This window comes from Mesorhizobium sp. B1-1-5 (assembly GCF_006443065.1).
Taxonomy (GTDB): domain Bacteria; phylum Pseudomonadota; class Alphaproteobacteria; order Rhizobiales; family Rhizobiaceae; genus Mesorhizobium.
The window spans coordinates 1-19,063 of the sequence record NZ_VFWS01000061.1 but is presented as its reverse complement, the minus strand read 5'-3'; the positions used below and the strand labels follow the sequence as shown (position 1 = coordinate 19,063).

Genomic DNA, 19,063 nt, shown 5'->3' with positions numbered 1-19,063 from the left:
CACTTTGGGCGAAATGCATCGGCTACCGGCTCTTGGCCGGGTCGGCGAGGACGGCCTGCATCATCTGGCGCACCCTGGCTTCCATAAGCCGTGCCGTTTCCTTGCGGTTCGAGCCCTTGGAGAACGGCACAGGCTCGCCGAAATGCACCTCGGCATCTATCGCGCCTTCGGCAAGCAGGGTTTTCAGGTGCGGCATCAAATCCTGGTCGCCGATCCAGGCGGACATCGGCCGATGGCGGCGGCCCATCGGCATGCCATGCAGGCGCGTATAGGCGATCGCCACGGGCTGGATGAAGACCTGGTCCGCCGCACCTTCCGAAATCGCCATCGAGGCGGCGCCGAAGAGCGTGCTCTTGAACGGCAGCACAAGGTTGCCGTCACCGGTCGAACCTTCGGCGAACAGCACCATGGCATCGCCCTTGGCCATGCGCCTGGCGATCTCGCTCGCCTGGTCGCCGGAGGTGCGCTTGCGCTCGCGTTCGATGTAGACGGTGCGCTGCAGCTTGGACAGCATGCCGATCATCGGCCAGCCTTCCACGTCGGCCCTGGCGATGAACTTCACATCGACAAAGGAGCCGAGCACCATGATGTCGGTCCAGGAAATGTGGTTGGCCGCCACCAGCACTGGACGTTCCCTGGCAAGCGCACCTCTCACATGCACCCGCATGCCCAGCGCCTTGAGGATCATGCCGTGCCAGATCTTCAGGATGAACGTTTCGGGCCACAGCCCCGTCTTCATCGACAGAATCTGCAGCGGCACCAGCACCAGCGAACAGACGACGATATAGAAGAGCGCCAGGAAAATCCGCAATTTCTTGATCATTCACTCCGGCCCCAACATTACAGCGCCGCGCGCCTTAGGGCGCGCAAAGGACGCTGTAACACTCCCGCTTGGCGCATGATCCTTTCCGAAAATCAGAGCCGATTTTCGGGGTCATGCGCGACTGTGGCTAGCGAAGATCGCGGCGCATGACAAGCGCGCCGGTCGGACCGTGCTCGGTCGAGCGATAGTAGTTGGGCCGATGACCGACCTGGATGAAGCCAAGCCTGCGATAAAGCGCGATCGCCGGCGCATTGGTCTCGTCGACCTCGAGGAAGAGCGCTTCGGCGCGCTGCGCATGAAGCTCGCGCAGCACCGCATCCATCAATTGCCAGCCAAGGCCCTGTCGGCGATGCGTGCGGGCGACGGCCACGGTCAGGATCTCGCCCTCGCCGGCCGCGAGCCGCGCCAGCACGAAACCGACAGGAGGTTTCGATCCCTGCCCTGTCTCGCGCGCGGCGTAGCCGAACACCGTATCCTGCTCGAGCAGTGCTGCGAACTCGCCGTCGGTCCAGGGCCGCACGAAATCCTCTCGATGCAGCTCCGAGACGGCGGCGCTGTCGGCAACCGTCAGCGGCTCCAGCGCATAGTCCCTGCGGCGCGGCTGAAAGAACGGGATGCGCATCAGGCGTCGCTTCCTTTTGGACCACGACCTTTCCCCAAAACCGCCTCCTGCTTCTTGGAATCACGGTCTCCCTTTGGACCATTGTCCTGTCTTGGAAGAATGAAGCCCGCCTGCGGCTTGGCGTCGGCGCCGCGCAGATAGAGCGGCTTGGGTTTTTCGCCCGGCCCTCTGGCCGAGGCCAGCCTGGCATAGGTTGCGATGTCGGCGGTGGCGGCAACCGGGCCGGTGTCGAAGGCCCGTCCCGCCGCCGCGGCAATATGCGGCGCGGCGGTGCCGACAAGGACGGCATCGGCGCCGTTGGCCATGGTCGCCGCCCCGGAAAGCGTGATTACGGAAGGTCCGTAAGTTTCAGCTAACGCTTTATCATAGAGCGCCGCGTGGATTTCCTCGCGGCCGGCATCGAGCACGGCAAGCACCGCGCGCCCGGGAAAAGTTTTCGCACCCTCCGCCGCCAGGGCTTCCAGCGTCGTCACGCCGATCGCCGGGATTTTCAATGCCAGCGCCAGGCCGCGCGCGGTCGAGACGCCGACGCGCAGGCCGGTGAACGAGCCGGGTCCGATCGAGACGGCGACGGCGTTGAGATCAGGGTAGCCGACGCCGCCGGCTTTCAGCGCCGTCTCGATGACGGCCATCAGATGCTCGGCATGCCCCTTGCCTAGGTCGCGCACTTCGCCGCCAAGCTCCTTCCCCGCGCCCGCGTCATAGACGCAGGCGGCGCAGAGATTGGCGGCGCAGTCGATGGCAAGCAGCTTCATAGGGGCAGCTTCATAGGCCGGTTAACGAACTGGATCGAAACACAATTCCCTCTGCCCGGCATAGGCCGCCGCCGCAAGGGCCAGGGCGGAGAAATGTTAAGCGGCTTCGCTTCCACGCGCGGCGATCACGCCGTCGCGACAATGCGCAGCATGTGGTTGTCCCAGACATAGTCCGGTTCGGAACGGGTGACGCCGGCGCCGACGACGATCTCGCCGGCGCCGGTCGTCGCCATGAAGCCGGCGCCGTCGGGCGCGACGCCGCAGACCTCGACCAGCGCTCTTGTCGTGACCACGCGTCCGCTGGCGGCATCGATGACGGCCAGCGAGTTGCCCTCCGGCGAGGTGACGGCGACCGTGCCCGTCGCGGCATTGGCGGCGACCGAGCCGATGTAATTGCGGAAGCCGGAGAGCACGTCCTGCGGCATCTCCAGAAGCTCGAGCTCCTTGCCGCGCGCGGCGCGGCCGACCAATGCCGGCCGGTCGGTCGCCGGCCCGCGATATTGGCAGCCGAACCAGACGGTGCCCACCTGGTCGCGATCCATGTGGCGGATCGAAAGCTGATGCAGCGTCGGCGGCAGCTCGTGCTTTTCGATGAGGTCGCCGGTGACGCGGTCGACCAGCGTGTAGGACGGCTTCATCGTCGCGATGTTGAGCTCGGCGCGGCCGTAGTCGGGATGGGTTTCGATGCCGCCATTGGCGACGGCTAAGGTGCGGCCATCGCCGAGCAGGAGCAGCTCATGCGGCCCCATGCCATAGGTCGGGAACTCGCCGACGCGATTGAATCTCGCCCGCGCGTCATAGATGCCCACGACACCTGCCGCGTTGTCGAAATCGTTCTCGGTCGCGTAGAGCAAGGCGCCGTCGGGCGAGAACACGCCATGGCCGAAGAAATGCCGGCCGGCGATGCTGGCGATGGTCAACGGCTTGTCGCGGCCGGCATGGTCGAAGACCACGGCAAAGGTGCCGGGCTGGCGGGCGAAGACCACCGAGCGCTTCGACACCGGATCGAAAGTGACGTCGTGGCCGCGATCCGGCAGATCGATCGTGTGCAAGATTTTCCCCGACTCGGAGAGCACGGCGGCGCCGAAGCTGCCGTCGCGCTTGACAAACGCCGTGGCAAACACCGCGTCCGCGGCAAGCGTGTCGGCCCAGGCGCGCGGGGCCATGGCGGCGGCGAAGCCGACGCCCGCGGCGCGCAGGAAATCGCGGCGGTCGATGAGGGCGGTACTCACGGCATCAATCCCCGTCCAGCGAGGAGAAGCCGGCGGTCAGGCCGAACTCGGCGGTCAACCTGGTGCCGATCAAGGTCGACAGGCTGGAGGTGATCAGCGCGAAATGCTCGAGCTTGTCGCGCAGCGCGGGGTCGGCGAGCGCCTTGTCGATCGGGCCGGCAACGGATTTCGCTGTTGTCACGCCGTTGCTGAGTTGGATGTGGATGGACTCTGCCATCCATTGCGCATCGGCGGGCAGAGCGTCGCCGAGCCTGGAGACCTGGAACAGCTGGTCGATGCCGGACAGGTTTGCGGCCAGTGAGGCCGTCGTGTTCTGCGAGCGCCAGTAGATCGCCTGCTTCGGCTTGTCGGCATCCGGCTTCGCGCCGAGAAAACCCTTGAGCCGCACGTCGCGGATCATGTCCAGCTCGTTGATGAAGACGCCGACCAGTTCCGTGACCGCTTCGTTGCCATCGCGGTAGAGCGGGTTCTTCGGCCCCGGATTGGCCCAGAGCGACGCGAAGCCGTCGGGCTTTTGCCAGCCATCTCGCACCTCGCCCGCCATCGCTTCGATGTTGCCGGCGACAGCCGCGCCATAGGCGCAGCGGTAGGGATCGTCTTTCCCGGCAAGGGTTTCGGCGCCGTCGCCGTAGAGCACATATTCGAGCGCGCCGAGGCCCTGCATGGCGACACTCTTTTGCGCCAGTTGCGCCGGATCGGCGGCGGACGGGTCCTTGGATGCGAGCGTGGCCTGCACTTGCCTCAGGCCGATGCTCTTGCGGTCCGGCCAATAAAGCATGCGTTCCAGCCGGTTGTTCTCCTTGATTGGTCCGAAGGCGATGATCTCGGCCACCGACCAGGCCTCGACCGTGCCGGAAAACGCCGCGCGCGCCGCTTCGAGATTTTGCCCGGACGGCGCTTCGCAAAGCTGGTGCATCGCCATGGTCAGGCCCCCCGCATGTTCGTCGAGGCTGGCATAGGCGGGGCGGACGAAGCCGTCGATCGCGCGGCCGATGACATCGGAAGCCTTGACCGCGGCCGATGCCGGAAGAACGGCGGCCAGAAGGAACGGAAGAGCGAGGGCCATGCGTTTCGACATCAGAGCGACGCGTTTCAACATCATAGCGACTCCAGGAATTTGATCAGCGCCTCGCGATCGACCGCAGCGGCGCCGGCGAAGCGGTCGCGCGCCTTCTGGCCCTCGCCGCCATGCCACAGGATCGCCTCGGCAAGCGTGCGAGCGCGGCCGTCATGCAGGTAAAAGGCATTGCCGTTGACCGTCGCGGTGAGCCCAATACCCCAGAGCGGCGGGGTGCGCCACTCGCTGCCGCTCGCTTGGCCGACGCGTTGCCCATCGGCGAGGCCCTCGCCCATGTCGTGCAGCAGGAGGTCGGAATAGGGCCAGATCAGTTGGAAGGCCTGCGCCTTGTTGGGCGTGCCGCGCATGGTGACGAATTTCGGCGTGTGGCAGGCAATGCAGCCCATCTCGTAGAACTGCTTTTTGCCGGCAAGCACATCAGGCTTGCCGATATCGCGCCGCGCCGGCACGGCCAGATTTTGCGAATAGAAGGTGACGAGGTCCATCACCGGCGGCGGCGCCTCGGCCGTGCCGAGGCGTTGCTGCACCCCGTTCGGCATGGCAAGGCAATCCTGCTGCGCCGCGGTGCAATCGCCCCAGGGTTTCCGCACTTCGGGCGTCGAGATGCCGATATCGCCGGCAAAGGCATCGGCCGCTTGCTGGCGGATCGACGCGGTCTGCGCCTTCCAGCCGAAGCGGCCCAGGATCACCTGGCCGTTCAGCTCGTCGCGCACGATGTTCGCCCGGCCCGAAATGCCGTCGCCGTCGCGGTCGTCCGGATCGGCATGCGAAATGATATCGGCCGGCGCGATCTGCTCGATCAGGCCCAGGCCGATCATCGGCGGCGTCAGGCGCGGCGACAGCGTGGTGCGCGGATCGAGCGGACCGTAGCCGAGATTTTCGATGGTATAGCTCGGCTTGCGCAGCGAAACGACGGCGCCGTCGCCGAGCGTCACTTTTTGCTCCTGATAATCGACGCGCATCCGGCCCTCACCTCTGAGCCCGGGAACCGCCAGATCCTGTAGTTGCGCGCCATAGACGGGATCGGGAAAGTTCAGCAGCTTATGATCGGTGAGCGCCGTCTTTTCCTCGGCGTTGCCGGCATCGCGCGCCAGCCTCAGAAACATCGATGTCGATCCGGCATCGCCTTCCGGCGGACGGCCGCGGCCATCCTTCAAATGGCAGTTCTGGCAGGCGCGTTCGTTGAAGAGCGGGCCGAGCCCGTCCGAAGCCTGGGTCGAGGACGGCGACGACACCCAGTTCTTGCGGAACAGCGCGTTGCCGAGCTTGAAGGTTCCTTCTTCCTCGAAGGTGATATTGGCGGAGGATTGCGAGAAGGCATCGCGGTTGACGTCCTTGTGCGACGTGCCGGCGCCACCCTGCATCAGCTCGAACGGCTCGGGCCTGGTGAAATCGGTCGTCGGCCTGGTGACCGCCAGAACCCGTGCCTGGTCCTTCGGCGTCAGGTCGGTGCGGCTCGTCGGCAGAGCGGCGGGCTGATCGGCCAAGGCGGATGCGGAAAGCATGATCGCCAGCAAAAGCGACGCCCCGCGACCGATCCGATATCGCGGGGTCTTCCGAAGCGGCAGGGCGTCGACTGCGGCCCGCCACGCGCGGCGCGAAAAGTCTACGGGGCGCCGCATTCCCGCATGTCCTTACTCCGCCTCGTTGGCCGAATCGGCATTGAGCAGGCCGTATTTCTCCTCACCGATCGAGGCAAGCAGGTCGAGCTGCGTTTCCAGGAAATCGATATGTCCTTCTTCGTCGGTCAAAAGATCCTCGAACAGCTTCATCGAAACGAAATCGCCTTCGTCCTGGCAGATATCGCGCGAGCGCTTGTAGGCGGTGCGCGCGTCATATTCGCCGGCCAGATCGGATTCGAGCACCTCCTTGACGTTCTGGCCGATCCGCAACGGCGCGACGGACTGCAGGTTGGGATGGCCTTCGAGGAAGATGATGCGCGCGATCAGCCGGTCGGCGTGATGCATTTCCTCGATCGATTCCGCCCGCTCCTTCTTTGCCAGCTTGGTGTAGCCCCAATCCTCGAGCAGACGATAATGCACCCAGTACTGGTTGACGGCTCCAAGCTCGAGAAACAGAGCGTCATTAAGCCGCTCGATGACCTGCGGTTCGCCTTTCATGGCTTCTGCTCCCGTATTGGACGCGCAAGCCTCGCACGCGATCCAGGTGTGAAACGATGTCCGCGCCCTCCGTCTCCGAGCGGGCGTGGTAATTCTCGGTGACCCGAATGATCGTTTCCACCACATTTGGGAAACAGCCGCAACAGCGGCCCCGCTTGTGCATCGCATGATAGACCTTCGCGGGCACGATCAGCTGCCACGGATCCTCATCCAGCAGGCCGACGATCGTCTGCTCGATCTCCTTTTCGGTGATGATGTTGCAATGGCAGATCAGCATCTACTTGCTCTGGCTGACGACGCCTTCCGGCGCCGCTTGGCTGGTTTCTCAATTGGGCACGATCTTGTCCAAAGACCGGTTATTGGGACCATTCCCGATCTTACTTGAACACCTTGTCGGGCGCGTCGAGGCTGTCAGAGCCCTCGAAAGCAATCTCGTTCAGCTTGAGCGAGCCCACGGCGCGCTCGATCGACTTGGTCTGGTCGATCAGGGCGTCGATCGCCGCCTGCACCGTGGCGTTACCTTCCGTGTTGCCCTCGGCGATCTGCTGGTCATATGCCTCGCCGGCAAGGGCACGCGCCTGGATGGCCTCCATCTTGGCAACGGTGGTGTCGAGCTTGCCCGACAGCTCCCTGTCGATCGCCGGATCGGCGGCCTTCACCATGTCGGACACCGACGGACCCGAGACCACGGAGCCGTCGAGCCGCTTGTAGCTGGCATGATAGGCGTCGCGGATGCCGACAGCGTCATAGAGATGCGAGATGTAGGTGTTGTCGGAGAAGCAGTCGTGCTCCTCTTCCGGGTCGTGCAGCAACAGGCCGAGCTTCATGCGCTCGCCGGCCAGTTCGCCATAGGAGAGCGAGCCCATGCCGGTGAAGATGGTGGAGATGGCGGCATTCGCATCGCCGTCGGTCAGGTTCTTGCGCGCGGCGCCGTCCTCCTTCCAGTTGCCGACCATTTCCTGCAGGTCGGACACCAGAAGATCGGTCGCCGATCTCAGATATTCGGCGCGACGATCGCAATTGCCGCCCGTGCAGTTCTTGAGGTCGTAATCCGTATAGGGCCGCTCGCCGGCGCCCGGCCCTGTGCCATGCAGGTCCTGGCCCCAGAGCAGGAATTCGATGGCGTGATAGCCGGTCGCGACATTGGCTTCGACGCCGCCGGCCTCCTGCAGCGTGCCGGACAGGAACTCGGGCGTCAGCTTCGAGGCATCGACCTTCTTGCCGTTGATCTCGATTTCCTTGTTGGCGATGACGTTGGCGGTATAGAGCGCGTTCTCGTCCGACTCGGTGCCATAGCTCTTCGCAACATAGTCGATGAGGCCCTCGTCCAGCGGCCAGGAATTCACCTTGCCTTCCCAGTCATCGACGATCTTATTGCCGAAGCGGTAGACTTCGGTCTGCTGGTAAGGAATGCGCGCCGCCTTCCAGGCTTCGCGCGCGGCGTTCAACGTGTCGGCCGAGGGGCTGGCAATGAGCGCATCTACCGCCTTGTCCAGCGCCTGCGCGGTGGTCAGCGAATCCTCGTATTTGGCTAAAGCGATGTCGGCATAGGTCTTGATCACCGCCTTGGTGTCCGTCTCGGCTTTCGCCGGCAACACGAACACCGCCGCCGTCAGTGCAGCCGTGGCGCAGATCGCAGCCAGCCTGCCGCCGTTACGTGCCGTCATCATCCTTCTCCAGTTTTTTTGAAATTCAACAAAAGGCGCCCACCCGCGCCGAGGCATAATCACGCCGGGAAAAATGGTGGCCGCGTCGAGGCGCGGTTCGCGATAAAAAGACACCCACTTGCCTCCAATCGAAAGGGTTCAAGGCCCAGACATCAAAGGGATGCGCTTTGCGCGCAGCTCTCCATAAAGCGACGGAGAGGCTGGGAGTCAACTGGTGAGATAGAAAATATTCAATTGAAACAACAGTTTAGAATTATTCTAAACTACAAATGTCAACTTTAAGCCCGGTACTGCCTCGCTGGGCCCGATTGACAGACAGCCGTTCTGGGTGCGACCCGGTGCGCGGCTCTTGCGGCGGTGATGGACAATCGCCACTTGGCGCAAGAGCCTAAATTTGCTGACCAAAAGGATTGCGATGACGAACGGGGTTGTGATTGTCGGTGCGGGCCATGCCGGCGTGCAGGCAGCCGCCAGCCTGCGCGAAGAAGGCTATGAAGGACCCGTCGTCCTCGTCGGCGACGAGAAGGAACTGCCCTATCACAAGCCGCCGCTCTCCAAGACCTTCATAAAGGACACCGAGGCCAAGCCCCAGCCGCTGCGGGGCGAAGCCTTCTACACCGGCAACAACATCGACTACCGGCCAGGCGTGCGCATCGACAGCATCGATGCCGGCTCGGGCCGGCTGAATGTCGCAGGCGGTGGAACGCTTGCCTTCGACCGGCTGGTGCTCGCGACCGGCTCGCGGCCACGTCTGCTCAAGCTCGACGGCGCCAGTCTTGCCGGCGTGGTCTCGCTGCGCTCGCTGGCCGATGCGCGGGCGATCCGCGAGCTCAGCGCGCAAAGCGAGGACGTGGTCATTCTCGGCGGCGGCTTCATCGGCCTGGAGATCGCGGCGACGCTAAGAGCGGCCGGCCGCAACGTCACCGTCGTCGAGGCGGTCGACCGGCTGCTCGGCCGCGCCGTGGCGCCAGTCATCGCCGCGCATGTGCGCCAGCGCCTGGAAGCGATCGGCGTGCGCATCCTGACCGGCACCACCATTGCCCGCCTCGAGGGCGAAGGCGGCCGCGTTTCGGCCGCGATCACGTCGGGCGGCGAACGCCTGCCGGCGCAGATGGCGATCATCGGCATCGGCGTGGTGCCCAATGTCGAACTGGCTGAAGCCGCCGGTCTGGCCATCGGCAACGGCATCCGCGGCGACCAGCATATGCAAAGCTCTGTTCCCGAAATCCTCGCCATCGGCGACGCCGCCTCCTATCGGCACTGGTTCACCGGCGGCGACGTGCGGCTGGAATCGGTGCAGAACGCCACCGACCAGGCCAGGCTTGCCGCACGCACCGTCCTCGGCCATGCCGAGCCCTTCTCGGCCGTGCCGTGGTTCTGGTCGGATATCGGCGACATGAAGCTGCAGATGGTGGGCCTGACCCAAGGCGGCGATCACCATGTCGTGCTGGGCGATCTCGCCGACAACAAGTTCTCGATCTACCATTATGCGGGCAATCGGCTGCTCGGCATCGAATCCGTCAACCGCCCGGCCGACCACATGCTTGGCCGCAAGATGCTCGGCGCCGGCTTCTCGCCGACGCCGCAAACGGTGGCAGGCGGGCCGGATGCGCTGAAGGCGGCGCTTGCGGCCTTCAGTCAGGACGAACCGGCAAGGGCGAGCGCGTAGAGATTGCCAATTTTTGCCATAGGCGATAAAATGGCTGAATGAGCACGATGAATATTTCACTGCCCGACAGCTTGAAGAATTTTGTTGATCAGCAAGTGACTGATCGAGGCTTTGGCACGAGCAGCGAATATGTGCGTGAATTGATCCGCCACGATCAGGATCGTCAACTTTTGCGCCGTTTGCTCCTAGAGGGCGCGTCGTCCGCGCCGGGTGAGCCCGTTGACGATGATTATTTCGCAGCGCTGCGGAAACGAGCGCAAGGCAATAATTAGTGTCCACAAAGGCAATTGTTCCTCGAACCCTTGCCCTGCGGGATATCGAGGACGCCATTGATTATTATGCACGCGAAGCTGGTCCGCACGCGGCGTTGGGCTACGTCGACGACCTCCAAAGCGCCTACCAACTGATAGCCCGCCATCCGGCGTCGGGCTCTCTGAGGTTTGGCTATGAAATCGGATTGCCCGGTCTGCGAAGCGTGCAATTCAAGCGCTATCCGTACCTGATTTTCTATTTCGACCAGACCGACCACATCGATGTGTGGCGGGTTCTGCACGCCAAGACGGATATTCCCGCCTGGTTACAGAATCCGAATTCCTGACGGCACATTCAATCGCTTCGGCGCAAGCCTTCAGAAAATGTGGACCGCCCTTCAGGCCACCCGCGCCTCGCGGATCGAGGTCTCTAGGATATCCAGCGCCTCGGTCATGACGCCGTCCTGGATGGTGATCGGCGACAGGAAGCGGATAACGTTGCCGTAGACGCCGCAGGTGAGCAGGATGAGGCCCTTGTCCAGCGCCTTCAGCCTGACCGCGTTGGCGAACTCCGCCGATGGAAGCCCCTTCTTGACGTCGTTGAACTCGACCGCGTTCATGAAGCCCGGACCGCGGATGTCGACGATCTCCGGCACGTCCTCGCGGATCGAAACCAGCCGCTGCTTCAGCCGCGCGCCAAGCGCATTGGCGCGGTCGCAGAGCTTTTCTTCCTCGATGACATCGAGCACGGCGTGCGCGGCGGCAACGCCGATCGGGCTGCCGCCATAGGTGCCGCCGAGCCCGCCGGGGCCGGGCGCGTCCATGATCTCGGCGCGGCCGGTGACGGCCGACAGCGGGAAGCCGCCGGCGAGGCTCTTGGCCATGGTGGTGAGGTCGGGCGCCACGTCATGATGATCCATGGCGAACATCTTGCCGGTGCGAGCAAAGCCGGTCTGCACTTCGTCGGCGACCAGCAGGATGCCGTGCTGATCGCAGATCTTGCGCAGTGCTGCCATGAAATCGCGCGGCGCCTCGTAGAAGCCGCCCTCGCCCTGCACCGGCTCGACGATGATGGCGGCAACGCGGGCCGGATCGACATCAGCTTTGAACAGCTTGTCGAGCGCGGCAAGCGAATCGGCGACCGAGACACCGTGCAGCGCGACCGGGAACGGCGCGTGGAAGACATCGGCGGGCATGGCGCCGAAGCCGACCTTGTAGGGCACGACCTTGCCGGTCAGCGCCATGCCCATGAAGGTGCGGCCATGAAAGCCGCCTGAAAAGGCGATGACCGCCTGACGGCCGGTGGCGTTGCGGGCGATCTTGATGGCGTTCTCGACCGCCTCGGCGCCGGTGGTGACGAAGACGGTCTTCTTGTCGAACTTGCCCGGCAGCAAGCCGTTCAGCCGCTCGGCGAGATGCACGTAGCTCTCATAAGGCACGACCTGGTGGCAGGTGTGGGTGAAGCGGTCGAGCTGCGCCTTGACCGCCTCGATCACCTTCGGGTGGCGATGGCCGGTGTTGACGACGGCGATGCCGGACGAGAAGTCGATGTAGCGGCGGCCCTCGACGTCCCAGATTTCCGAATTCTCGGCGCGATCGGCGTAGATCTGCGTCGTCATGCCGACGCCGCGCGAGATCGACTGGTTCTTGCGTTCGGAAATGGCTGAATTCTTCATATCGTCCCTCAATCGGGGCCATCCTTCATCGAGACTGGGCCCGTTCTCGTTTGATGCCGTTGAAATCCTTCTGACCTTATTTCACGTTTTGCTCAAGTCGGCACGTGATCCAGTCAATTGGGCCTGATCCAGATAAAGTCCTCCCTGGTACACCTGGGCAGGAACGCGGCTTGGCAATTGCGAGCTAAACCCTCACGAACCCTTCGCTGGCCCTCAACAGATTGCGCGTATAATCCTCGCTCACGCGGTGGCCGATCAGTTGGCTCGCGGTCAGCGTCTCCACGGCCTCGCCGTTCTGCATCACCATCAGCCGCTCGCACATATGGGTGATGATGGCGAGGTCGTGGCTGACCATCAGGAAGGTGAGCTTGCGGCGCCGCCGCACCTCCTCGAGCAGGTTCAGCACCTCCGCCTGCACCGAGGCGTCGAGCGCCGAGGTCGGCTCGTCGAGCAACAGGATCGAGGGTTCGAGGATCAGCGCACGCGCAATCGCGACGCGCTGACGCTGGCCGCCGGAGAGCTGGTGCGCGTAGCGGAAGCGGAAGCCCTTGCCAAGCCCTACCTCGTCCAGCGCGCGCTCGATGCGCTTCTCGCCCTCGGCAATGCCATGGATCGCAAGGGGCTCTTGCAGCAGGCGGTCGACCGTCTGGCGCGGATGCAACGAGCCGTAAGGATCCTGAAAGACCATCTGCACCTCGCGATAGAACGCCTTGTCGCGGGTTTTGCCGAGCGTCTTGCCGTTGACGGTAATGGTGCCGGAAGAAGCCGGCGCGAGACCGGTGATTGCTCGCAGCAGCGTCGACTTGCCGGAACCGCTTTCGCCGACGAGGCCGTAGGATTCGCCTTCCCTGACTTGGAGGCTGACGCCCTTCAGCGCGCGAAACCGGTCGAAGACCACTTCCAGCCCTTCGACAGTGATGGAAGCCGTCATGCCGCCCACTCCGGCTTGCGGTCGAGTACCGGCAGCGGATGGCGCTCGAAGCCGATTTTCGGCATGCAGTTGAGCAGGCCACGCGTGTAAGGGTGCTGAGCGTCCCGCAGCTCCGAAGCCTTGATCTGCTCCACGACCTTGCCGGCATACATGACGACGACGCGATCGCAGAAGGAGGAGACCAGGCGCAGATCGTGCGAGATGAAGATCAGACCCATGCCGCGCTCGGCGACGAGCTTGTCGAGGATGTTGAGCACGTCGAGCTGCACGGTGACGTCGAGCGCCGAAGTCGGCTCGTCGGCGATCATCAATTCGGGTCCGGTGACCAGCATCATGGCGATCATGGCGCGCTGGCCCATGCCGCCCGAGACCTCATGCGGATAGAGATCGAAGACGCGGGCCGGGTCGCGGATCTGCACCGCCTGCAGCATCGCCAGCGCCCGTTCGCGCGCTTCGGCCTTTCGGACCTTCTCATGCGTGCGCAGCGTCTCGACGATCTGGCGGCCGATGGTCAGGACCGGATCGAGCGAATATTTCGGGTCCTGCAGGATCATGGCGATGCGGTTTCCCCGCAGCGCCCGGCGCTCACGCGGCGATATGGAAAGCAGATCCATGCCGTCGAAGGCGAGCTTCTTCGCCGAAACCTCGGCTTGCGGCGGGGTAAGCCCCATGATGGCGCGGCCGGTCTGCGATTTGCCGGAGCCGCTCTCGCCGACGATGCCCAACCGCTCGCGGCCGAGCGAGAAGGAGACGCCGCGCACGGCCTGCACAAGGCCGGTGCGGGTCGGGAAGGTGACGCGCAAGTCGTCTACTTCGAGAAGCGTGTCGCTCATTGGTCGCCACTCCGGGGATCGAGCGCATCGCGCAGGCCGTCGCCGAGCAGGTTGAAGCCGAGGCTGACGATGAGGATGGCGGCGCCAGGGGCTGCGGCCACCCACCACTGGTCGAGGATGAAGCGGCGGCCTGACGCGATCATCGCGCCCCATTCGGGCAATGGCGGCTGCGCGCCGAGACCGAGGAAACCAAGGCCCGCGGCGGTCAGGATGATGCCGGCCATGTCGAGCGTGACGCGGATGATCAGCGAGGAGATGCAGAGCGGCATGATGTGGCGCAGCACGATGCGGAAGGGCGAGGCGCCCATCAGCTGCACCGCCTTGATGTAGTCGGAATTGCGCACCGTCAGCGTCTCGGCGCGCGCGATGCGCGCGTAAGGCGGCCATGAGGTGATGGCGATCGCCAGCACGGCGTTCTCGATGCCGGGGCCGAGCGCGGCAACGAAAGCCAGCGCCAGAACCAGCTTCGGAAAGGCGAGGAAGATGTCGGTGATGCGCATCAGGATCGTGTCGGTCCAGCCGCCGGCATAACCGGCGATCGTGCCGACCAGAAGGCCGATTGGCGCGGCGATGATGGCGACGAGGATCACCACATAAAGCGTCCAGCGCGAGCCATAGACGATGCGTGAATAGATGTCGCGGCCGAGGTCGTCGGTGCCGAACCAGTGCGCGGCGCTTGGCGCCAGCAGTCGGGCGTTCTTCAGATCGCCGATGGTCGGCGAATACGGCGCCAGCACATCGGCCAGGGCGGCGACCACCAGCAGCGCGATGATGATCAGCAGGCCGATCAACGCCAAACGGTTGGCGGAAAAGCGACGCCAGGCGACATAAGCGCGGCCGAGCCTCGCCTGCAGGCGCGAGGCCGGCCGGTCGCTCAGCAACCATGCGCGACGGGAGAAGGCGCCGGCGTCGGCGGCGGTCATGACGATGCCCCCTGAAGTAGTCGACCCCCACTCCGGTCTGCTTCGCAGACCACCTCTCCCCCGTTCGAGAGGGGAGACGAAAGGCGCCTGGCATGCGGCCAGCTTTTCCTCTCCCCCGGGCACGAGGAGCGGCGGCCCGAAGGGCCGGAGTGGGGATGGCTGGTCGCGGCCAAGCCCAAAACGGCAATAGCTCTGATCATCCGGTCTTCGTCCTTGGATCGAGAAGCCGGTAGAGCAGATCGGAGAAAAGGTTGATGGCGATGAAGACCGAGCCGATGGCGATGGTGCCGCCGAGCACGGCGTTCATGTCGGCGTTCTGCAGCGAGTTGGTGATGTAGAGGCCGATGCCCGGCCAGGAGAAGACGGTCTCGGTCAGCACCGAGCCTTCGAGCAGGTTGGCGTAGGAAAGCGCGATCACCGTCACCATCGGCACGGCAGCGTTGCGCAGCGCGTGGCCCCAGATGATGCGCGTCTCCGACAGGCCTTTCGCACGGGCCGCGACGATATACTCCTGCGCCAGCTCGTTCAGCATGAAGGAACGCGTCATGCGGCTGATATAGGCGAGCGACAGGTAGCCGAGCAGCGCTGCCGGCAGGACGATGTGGCGCCAGGCATCGTAGAAGACGTCCCACTGCCCCTGCATCGCGGCATCGAGCAGGTAGAAGCCGGTGATCGGCGTGAACGTGTATTCGTAGACGACATCGAGCCGCGCCGGAAAAGCGATCCACTGCAGCTTGGCATAGAACAGCACCAGCCCGAGCAGCCCCAGCCAGAAGATCGGCACGGAATAGCCGATGAGGCCGACGATGCGCGCGATCTGGTCGATGAGGCTGCCGCGCTTGACGGCGGCCAGCACACCGAGCGGCACGCCGATGACGGCGCCGATGATCGTGCCCAGCGTCGCCAGCTCGATGGTCGCCGGGAAAACGCGGCGGATATCGGTCATCACCGGATTGGTGGTCAGCACCGACGTGCCGAAGTCGCCGCTCAGCGCACTTTTGACATAGAGGTAGAACTGCTCGATCCAGGGCAGGTCGAGGCCCATCTCGCGGCGCGTGCGCTCGACGACGGCGATAGGGGCGCGGTCGCCGAGCACAGCCAGAACCGGATCGATCGGGATGACGCGGCCGATGAAGAAGGTCACCGCGAGCAGGCCGAGATAGGTCGTCACCGCTATGACCAGGAAGCGGCCGAGCGACGACAGGATGGCGACGGCGCGGACGCTGCCGCGCCCCGCCGCCGCCTGGTTTTCAGCTACGCTCACGCGGCGCGTCCGAAGACACTATTGCTTGGAGACCGCACCGACGAAGTTGGTGTCGAAGCTCGGGCCGAGCGCGAAGCCCTTGAGGTTCTTGCGCAGGCCGGCCACTTCGAGCTGCTGGTGGATGATGACGAAGGGGCTGGTGTCGAGGATCTTCTTCTGCAGATCCTTGTACATGTCGGCGCGCTTGGCCGCGTCCTTCTCCAGAAGCGCTGCTTCCGTTTCCTTGGTCAGGTCCGGAATGTCCCACGAATTGCGCCAGGCGAGCGTGTGGGACTTGCCGGCATCCGAATTGTCGGGGTTCGAGGCGAAGGTCTGGGCGTTGGAGTTCGGGTCGAAATAGTCCTGGCCCCAGTTGCCGATGTAGATGTCATGGTTGCGGGCGCGGTATTTGGTCAGTGTCTGCTTACCGTCGCCCGGAATGATCTCCAGCTTGATGCCGGCCTGGCCAAGCGTCTGCTGGATCGATTCCGCCATGCCGGTGGTCGGCTGTCCGGTGCGGACGTCCATGGTGACGCTGAAGCCGTCCGGCAGGCCGGCCTTGGCGAGCAATTCCTTGGCCTTGGCGACGTCGAGCTTGAACGGGTTGTCGTCGATGGCGCCAAGGTCGCCCTTGGGCAGGAAGGACTGGTGGATTTCGCCGATGCCCTTGAGGATGGTGGTGCTGAGCGCGTCGTAGTCGACCAGATATTTGAAGGCCTGGCGCACCTCGGGCTTGGCGAGGTTCGGGTTCTTCTGGTTGAGGCTGATGTAATAGACCGTGCCCTTCGGCGCGCTGGTGGTGGTGAGATCGGCGTTCTTGGCAATGGCATCGAGGTCGTTCGGCTCGAGATTGCGGGCGACGTCGATATCGCCGGCTTCGAGCGCCAGGCGCTGTGCCGAGCTTTCCTTCATGTTGCGGTAAATGACGCGGGCGAGCTTGGCCTTCTCGCCGTTGTAGTTGTCGTTGCGCTCCAGGACGACGGCCTCGTTGGCGCGCCATTCGCGCAGCTTGAACTGACCGGAGCCGGCATAGCCGGTCTTCAGCCAGGCATTGCCGAAGTCGTTGTCCCATTTGTAGTCGGCGCTCGGCGTGGCGGCGGCGACATGTTCCTTGACCAGCTTGGCATCCACGACCGACGCGACGGTGGCCGAGAGGCAGTTGAGCACGAAGCTTGGCGCATAGGCCTTGTCGACGACGAACTGGAAGGTGGTGTCGTCGACAGCCTTGGCCTTTTCGGTGACGTTGTCGCCGGTAATGCCGAACTGGTTGATGATGAAGGCCGGGCTCTTGTCGAGCTTGACGGCGCGTTCGAAGGAATAGGCGACGTCGGCGGCGGTGATCGGATTGCCGGAGGCGAATTTCATGCCGGGCTTCAGCTTGAACGTATAAGTCAGGCCATCATCGGAAACGGTCCAGCTCTCGGCGAGGTCGGGCTTGACCTTGGAGGTGTCGCTGAGATCGAGGCGGACCAGAAGATCATAGGTGTTGCCGGTGACCTCGGCCGTCGACAGCTCGAACGCTTCGCCCGGATCCATCGAGATGATGTCGTCGATGGCAAAGCCCTCGACCAGCGTATCGGCGGGCGTGACCGCGAAAGCGGGCGCGACGAGCAGCGCGGACAGCGCGGCGCCCGCAAGCAAGGCGCGCGAGCGGAGGGCAAACTTTTCCAGCATCATGGTGATCGTTCCCTGTTTTGTTGACCTGAGTTCCCGGCTCAGGGCTGTATTGTTCTTTGCAAGGCCGGCTGCGGCTTTGACCGCTTACCGTCGTGTTTTTTGTCCAGTTGGTCAACACCCTATTCAGCGGTTCTCGAACCGGCAACGGACATTTTGCGAGACGCGATATCGGGGGACCGGACGAGCCGCATGAGTCAACCCATGCGCCGGCTAATTGAAGCCGCCAATCCGCAAAAAGTTATCAGCTTCGTCCCTTGGGAGGCAGCCGCTATTTCAGCTGCGCGACCAGGCCCGCATCGGGAAAGCAGGTGGCGGGCTTGCCGTTCTTTGCCTGCCAGATGCCGATGGAGCGGCGGGTCTTGAAGCCGGGCAGGCCGTCGGCGCTGCCGACATCGTAACCCTTGGCTTCAAGCGCCCGCTGCAGGGCGGCGATATCGGAGCGGTGGAGATCGCCGACCGCGCCCCAGCCGCCGACAAAGGCGGCGTCGCCCTTGGCGATGCGATCGGCGGCATGACCGATGAACAGGCCGTAGAGATCGCTGTTGTTGTATTGCTTCAGCACATAGAAATTCGGCGTCACGACGAATGCCGGGCCGCTGCGCCCGGCCGGCATCAGCAGCAAGCCCTCGGCCTTCAATTCGCTCGCCGCAAACGCCTTGCCGTCGACGCGCCTGATGCCCATCGCCACCCAATCGGAGATCCTCTTGCCCCGGTCGGGTCCTTCAAGCGAGCACGACACATTTGCCGGCACCGTCACCTCGGCCCCCCAGCCGCGCCCCCTCACCCAGCCATAGTGGACGAGGTAGTTGGCGATCGAGGCGAGCACATCGGGCGTCGAATTCCATATATCGGGCCGGCCGTCGCCGTCGAAATCGACGGCGTGCTTCAAGAACGAGGTCGGCATGAATTGCGGCTGGCCGAGCGCGCCGGCCCAGGACGACTTCATCGCATTGACCGGCGCCAGCCCGCGCTCGACGATTTCGAGCGCCGCCAGCACCTCGGTGCGGAAGAAGTCTTTCTTGGTCGACATGAACGCCTTGGTGCCCAGCACCTCGAAGGCATCGTAAGGCATCTTGGCGGCACCGAAGCCGGTTTCGCGGCCCCAGATCGCCAGCACGATCTCGCCCGGAACGCCATAGCGCTTCTCGATCAGCCCGAGCGTCCGGGCATTGGCGCTCTCGCGCGTCTTTCCGCCCGAGGTGACGGCCCGAACGACCTTCTCGGCGAAGTAGTTGGCCGGCGGGCCGAACTCGGCCTGATGCTGCTTCTCAGGCGTCGTCGGCTGCTCGCCGGGCAGGACGAGATCGGGCAGTTTCAGGTTCGGCTTCACGCCGAGGAATGCGGCGTCGAAGGTCTTCTTGGAGATGCCTTTGGACTTGGCTTCGGGCCAGAGGTCGGTCTGCAGCCAGGCCTGGAACTGGTCGTCAATGGGGGCGGCATGGGTGGGGGTCGAAACGCCGAGCGCTATGACGAATACAACGAAAATCGTGACGGCCAATCCGTGGAAGCCGCGTTCCTTCGCGCCCCCCTCTGTCCTGCCGGACATCTCCCCCTCAAGGGGGG

At 64.2% G+C, this 19,063-nt stretch carries 19 protein-coding genes; 3 read left to right on the top strand and 16 right to left on the bottom strand.

The features are described from left to right. Positions 1-22: 22 nt before the first annotated feature. From FJ980_RS18520 to FJ980_RS18480, 9 genes are all read right to left on the bottom strand, one after another. Positions 23-823 (bottom strand): lysophospholipid acyltransferase family protein, encoded by an 801-nt coding sequence (locus FJ980_RS18520; protein ID WP_140545176.1) that lies wholly within the window; start codon positions 821-823, stop codon positions 23-25. 127 nt (positions 824-950) lie between these two features. Continuing rightward, positions 951-1,445 carry a ribosomal protein S18-alanine N-acetyltransferase gene (gene rimI / locus FJ980_RS18515; protein WP_095765976.1) on the bottom strand — a complete coding sequence of 165 codons (495 nt, stop codon included), beginning with the start codon at positions 1,443-1,445 and terminating at the stop codon, positions 951-953. Continuing rightward, positions 1,445-2,200, bottom strand: a complete 756-nt coding sequence (gene tsaB / locus FJ980_RS18510; RefSeq protein WP_140545174.1) for a tRNA (adenosine(37)-N6)-threonylcarbamoyltransferase complex dimerization subunit type 1 TsaB — start codon at positions 2,198-2,200, stop codon at positions 1,445-1,447. Before tsaB ends, rimI begins: the two co-directional genes overlap by 1 nt. 125 nt (positions 2,201-2,325) lie before the next feature. Beyond that, the gene (locus FJ980_RS18505; protein WP_140545172.1) at positions 2,326-3,432 is read right to left on the bottom strand and encodes a DUF1513 domain-containing protein; all 1,107 of its coding nucleotides are present in this window, start codon (positions 3,430-3,432) and stop codon (positions 2,326-2,328) included. Positions 3,433-3,436: 4 nt separating this feature from the next. Further along, a complete protein-coding gene (locus FJ980_RS18500) occupies positions 3,437-4,531 on the bottom strand; it encodes an imelysin family protein (RefSeq protein ID WP_181181248.1) in 1,095 nt (364 codons plus the stop codon). After that, complete coding sequence (locus tag FJ980_RS18495) at positions 4,531-6,132, bottom strand: di-heme oxidoredictase family protein (protein ID WP_140545170.1); 1,602 nt, start codon at positions 6,130-6,132, stop codon at positions 4,531-4,533. The genes FJ980_RS18500 and FJ980_RS18495 overlap by 1 nt, the downstream gene beginning before the upstream one ends. A 12-nt stretch (positions 6,133-6,144) precedes the next feature. Next, on the bottom strand, positions 6,145-6,630 hold the full coding sequence (bfr, locus tag FJ980_RS18490) for a bacterioferritin (protein ID WP_140545167.1): 486 nt from the start codon (positions 6,628-6,630) through the stop codon (positions 6,145-6,147). Next, positions 6,596-6,907 carry a (2Fe-2S)-binding protein gene (locus FJ980_RS18485; RefSeq protein ID WP_140545165.1) on the bottom strand — a complete coding sequence of 104 codons (312 nt, stop codon included), beginning with the start codon at positions 6,905-6,907 and terminating at the stop codon, positions 6,596-6,598. Before FJ980_RS18485 ends, bfr begins: the two co-directional genes overlap by 35 nt. A 100-nt stretch (positions 6,908-7,007) precedes the next feature. Beyond that, the gene (locus FJ980_RS18480; protein WP_140545200.1) at positions 7,008-8,297 is read right to left on the bottom strand and encodes an imelysin family protein; all 1,290 of its coding nucleotides are present in this window, start codon (positions 8,295-8,297) and stop codon (positions 7,008-7,010) included. A 415-nt stretch (positions 8,298-8,712) separates the two neighbouring features. On the opposite strand from FJ980_RS18480, the gene FJ980_RS18475 reads away from it, so the two are divergent. The 3 genes from FJ980_RS18475 to FJ980_RS18465 are packed head-to-tail and all read left to right on the top strand — an operon-like array spanning position 8,713 to position 10,564. Beyond that, positions 8,713-9,966: an FAD-dependent oxidoreductase gene (locus FJ980_RS18475; RefSeq protein WP_140545163.1), complete on the top strand. Its 1,254-nt coding sequence runs from the start codon at positions 8,713-8,715 to the stop codon at positions 9,964-9,966. A gap of 38 nt (positions 9,967-10,004) precedes the next feature. Then, positions 10,005-10,238: a type II toxin-antitoxin system ParD family antitoxin gene (locus FJ980_RS18470; RefSeq protein WP_140545161.1), complete on the top strand. Its 234-nt coding sequence runs from the start codon at positions 10,005-10,007 to the stop codon at positions 10,236-10,238. Beyond that, complete coding sequence (locus tag FJ980_RS18465) at positions 10,238-10,564, top strand: type II toxin-antitoxin system RelE/ParE family toxin (RefSeq protein WP_140545159.1); 327 nt, start codon at positions 10,238-10,240, stop codon at positions 10,562-10,564. Before FJ980_RS18470 ends, FJ980_RS18465 begins: the two co-directional genes overlap by 1 nt. Before the next feature lie 51 nt (positions 10,565-10,615). Here the strand turns inward: FJ980_RS18465 and FJ980_RS18460 are convergent, their stop codons facing one another. The 7 genes from FJ980_RS18460 to FJ980_RS18430 form a co-directional block, all read right to left on the bottom strand. Next, complete coding sequence (locus tag FJ980_RS18460; RefSeq protein WP_140545157.1) at positions 10,616-11,893, bottom strand: 4-aminobutyrate--2-oxoglutarate transaminase; 1,278 nt, start codon at positions 11,891-11,893, stop codon at positions 10,616-10,618. Between the two features lie 184 nt (positions 11,894-12,077). Next, the gene (locus tag FJ980_RS18455) at positions 12,078-12,824 is read right to left on the bottom strand and encodes an ABC transporter ATP-binding protein (RefSeq protein WP_140545155.1); all 747 of its coding nucleotides are present in this window, start codon (positions 12,822-12,824) and stop codon (positions 12,078-12,080) included. Continuing rightward, a complete protein-coding gene (locus FJ980_RS18450) occupies positions 12,821-13,657 on the bottom strand; it encodes an ABC transporter ATP-binding protein (protein ID WP_140545153.1) in 837 nt (278 codons plus the stop codon). Before FJ980_RS18450 ends, FJ980_RS18455 begins: the two co-directional genes overlap by 4 nt. Further along, complete coding sequence (gene nikC, locus FJ980_RS18445; RefSeq protein WP_140545151.1) at positions 13,654-14,580, bottom strand: nickel transporter permease; 927 nt, start codon at positions 14,578-14,580, stop codon at positions 13,654-13,656. Before nikC ends, FJ980_RS18450 begins: the two co-directional genes overlap by 4 nt. A gap of 196 nt (positions 14,581-14,776) precedes the next feature. After that, the gene (locus FJ980_RS18440; protein WP_140545149.1) at positions 14,777-15,844 is read right to left on the bottom strand and encodes an ABC transporter permease; all 1,068 of its coding nucleotides are present in this window, start codon (positions 15,842-15,844) and stop codon (positions 14,777-14,779) included. 18 nt (positions 15,845-15,862) lie between these two features. Continuing rightward, the gene (locus FJ980_RS18435; RefSeq protein WP_140545147.1) at positions 15,863-17,500 is read right to left on the bottom strand and encodes an ABC transporter substrate-binding protein; all 1,638 of its coding nucleotides are present in this window, start codon (positions 17,498-17,500) and stop codon (positions 15,863-15,865) included. A gap of 268 nt (positions 17,501-17,768) precedes the next feature. After that, a complete protein-coding gene (locus FJ980_RS18430; protein WP_140545145.1) occupies positions 17,769-19,046 on the bottom strand; it encodes a lytic murein transglycosylase in 1,278 nt (425 codons plus the stop codon). Between the last annotated feature and the right edge of the window lie 17 nt (positions 19,047-19,063).